At 50.1% G+C, this 2,616-nt stretch carries 2 protein-coding genes and 1 pseudogene; 2 read left to right on the top strand and 1 reads right to left on the bottom strand.

All coding sequences use genetic code 11. The annotated features are described in order from the left end of the window. Positions 1-314 (bottom strand): annotated as a pseudogene (locus CD000_RS17705) (IS1634 family transposase); the annotation flags it as partial. A gap of 140 nt (positions 315-454) precedes the next feature. On the opposite strand from CD000_RS17705, the gene istA reads away from it, so the two are divergent. Both istA and istB read left to right on the top strand, forming a co-directional pair. Then, positions 455-1,960, top strand: a complete 1,506-nt coding sequence (istA, locus tag CD000_RS17700) for an IS21 family transposase (RefSeq protein WP_096226195.1) — start codon at positions 455-457, stop codon at positions 1,958-1,960. After that, positions 1,957-2,616, top strand: a 660-nt coding sequence (gene istB / locus CD000_RS17695; protein WP_096226319.1) for an IS21-like element helper ATPase IstB, incomplete at its 3' end; no start/stop codon positions are given. The genes istA and istB, both read left to right, overlap by 4 nt.

The raw sequence follows: 2,616 nt of genomic DNA, 5'->3' as shown, positions 1-2,616 counted from the left end.
ACACGGGACAGCACCTCCGGATTCCACGTTTTGTCAGGCAGGTTGCCGTCGTGCACATCGCCGTAAAACGGGATGCCGTCCTCGTTGCCGACCAGTCCGAAGCCGATCTGTTTTTGCCAACGATGATGGCGGTTATAGCCATGTGTGATCTGCAAAGCCTCTAATGAGGCCGATTCATACGCGCCGTAAACGGTCTTGTCCGTCGTATCGGCGTGGAAGGCTCGGAGGGAAAGGCCTTCTTTGCGATAAATATGAATCAAGCAAGTGCTGATGACGTTGTGAATGCCAGCCTCATACAGGCGATCGAGATGACGGTGTTTAGTGCAAAATGAAAGTACAGAGTTCTGCAACAAAAAAGTGCAGAGCTTCATGGCATAAAAAAAGGCTTGCCAGCTCCTAAAATTCCCTCTACTGTTAAGGTTGTGAAGAACAAAACAGTGGAGGTAAAGAAAGGATGCTAGCAATGCCTGAAATTCATCATATCAAACATTTGCGTGAAAAGAAAGGGTTATCGCTTTCCGAAATTGTCCGCAGGACGGGATTTAACTGGAGAACAGTCAAGAAATATGCGGATGGAGACATTTCGGTCAGACAAAAAATAAAGAGAAAACGGGGAATGATGGAGGAAGAAGGATACGGTCAAATCATTGATGACTGGCTGGAGGAGGACGCCAAACTGCCAAGAAAACAACAGCGGACAAGCAAGAAGATGTACGAACAATTAAAGCAGGAACATGGCTTTAAAGGGTCTTATCGAACGGTTTGCGCCTACGTTCAAAAACGAAGACCTCAGCTTAAGCTGGAGAAGGAACGGCGTTACGAGAGGCTGGAACACCCTCCGGGGGAAGCGCAGGTGGATTTCGGCACCATGTCCGTTGTGACGAAGGAAGGAAAAGAGGAAGACCGATCAATTCTGATTTTGAGCTTTCCGTACAGCAACGCCGCGTATGTGTATCCATTGCCGGCGGAAAACAGCGAATGTTTTCTTCACGGACTCACTCAGCTCTTTCGACAGGACGGAGGCGTCCCGAGAAAACTGCGCATCGACAATTTGGCGGCGGCGGTGGTTTCGATTCGAAAAGGAGGCGAACGTCAATATACTGAAGCATTTGAGCGATTCCGGCTTCATTATGGGTTTGACGTACAGGCGTGCAATCCGTATAGCGGACACGAAAAAGGGAATGTCGAACGGAAAGTTTACTATACTCGTCAACACTGCTTTGTCCCTGCTCCGTTGATCGAGGGGGATGAAGAACTGGCGGAGTGGCTGCATCGCAAGATGATCGAAGATCGAGCCCGCCCCCACTATGAAAAAGGGAGAACCATTGAGGAATTATGGCAGGAAGAACAAAAGGAGTTGCTTGTCCTGCCGGAGAGAGATCTCCCGATCTTCTCCTTCCACCACGCTAATGTCAATAAATACGGGGAAGTAACGGTGGATGGGGAGGCGTTTGTGGTTCATGGGATCCCGGTTCCCAACCGTGTCCTTGTCAAAAAGGAATGGGATCGTTTCATGGTTTTGTCCCAGGAAGGGGAGGTGTACCTGGAAGCGCCAAGGCCGTACACGAAAAAGCAACGGGAGCTCCCTTGGAAGGACATTTTGGCGGAATGGGCGCAAAAGCCCCGGGTGGTGGAGTATTCGCGGTTTCGAGTTTACTTGCCGGAGGCCATTAGGAAATACTTCATGGAACAACCGAAACAGACGGCATCACGCATTCGAGGAGTGCAGAAGCTGCTGGAGCGGTACACCGTCTATGAGATCGCCCAGTGGCTTGACAAGTATCAACGGTGGGATTTGACGCCCCATGAGATCGGGGTGTTGATGGAGGCGAAGCGTTCGGAGTATCCCGCGAAATGGGAAGAAGCCTATACCCCTTCCGTTTTAGTCGACTATGAAACCGATTTACATGTGTATGATCAACGTCTTTGTCCGTCAAGGGAAGGGGGAAGCCGGGCATGAAGATGGATTTAAAAGAGATTTGTAAAGCCCTGCATTTGGCGTACATCGCGGATCGATTCGAGGAGGTGGCCTACGAGACCAAGGAACAGTTTTTGCGTGATGTGTTGGCGTTGGAGCTGTCGTTCCGTCAGAAAGCAAAACAGGCTCGATTGATCAAGAAGGCGAAGTTCCGGGAGTTGAAATGGCTCAAAGATTACGAATGGTCGGATCAGATTCATTGGCCGACCACGACCTCGAAGGAAGAACTTTGCGACCTTCGCTTTTTGGAGCAAAAACAGAACGTCCTGCTTTTAGGTTCGCCGGGAACAGGAAAAACCCATCTCGCCACCGCATTAGGATTAAAAGCGTGTGAACGGGGCCATGAAGTTCGGTTTTTCCGTGTCGCCGATCTTGTCGCCCAGCTCGAAGAGGCGTTAAAAGACGGTACCCTCGGACGGCTCAAACGGCAAATCGACACATGCGAGCTGTTGATTTTGGACGAACTCGGCTATGTACCTTTTCAAAAGCAGGGATCGGAACTGCTGTTTCACATCATTGCCGATTGTTATGAACGAAAAAGTGTCATCGTGACATCGAATTTAGAGTTTGGACAGTGGAATCGAGTGTTTGGGGACAACCGCCTGACGGCAGCGCTGGTGGATCGTTTGGTCCATCAC

Origin of the sequence: Geobacillus sp. FJAT-46040 (genome assembly GCF_002335725.1) — a bacterium.
Lineage (GTDB): Bacteria > Bacillota > Bacilli > Bacillales > Anoxybacillaceae > Geobacillus > Geobacillus thermoleovorans.
The sequence above is the reverse complement of the archived record's forward strand: the minus strand, read 5'-3'. Positions and strand labels throughout refer to the sequence as shown.